Raw genomic sequence first — 317 nt, forward strand, 5'->3', positions numbered from 1 at the left:
CGTATTTATGGCGTAGAAAATGTTCCTCAAGAGGGTCCTTTAGTGGTTGCGAGTAATCATGCCAGTAATTTCGATCCCCCCATTGTTTCTAATTGTGTCTGTCGTCCTGTGGCTTTTATGGCCAAAGAAGAATTATTTAAAGTGCCAGTTTTAGGACAAGCAATAGAGTTATATGGTGCTTATCCAGTCAAGCGTTCTTCTGCCGATCGCAGTGCGATTAAAGCCGCACTTTCATCCTTAAATGAAGGTTGGGCTGTAGGCATATTTTTACAAGGAACTCGCACCCTAGATGGTAAAATAACTGAGCCAAAATTAGG

At 42.0% G+C, this 317-nt stretch carries 1 protein-coding gene; it reads left to right on the forward strand.

Annotated features, from left to right (window positions below; all coding sequences use genetic code 11):
- A partial coding sequence (locus JUI58_RS00750; protein WP_204101838.1) for a lysophospholipid acyltransferase family protein occupies positions 1-317 on the forward strand: 317 nt, incomplete at both ends.

The sequence above is a fragment of the Spirulina sp. CCY15215 genome, assembly GCF_016888125.1.
In the GTDB taxonomy this organism is placed as follows: Bacteria; Cyanobacteriota; Cyanobacteriia; order Cyanobacteriales; family Spirulinaceae; genus CCY15215.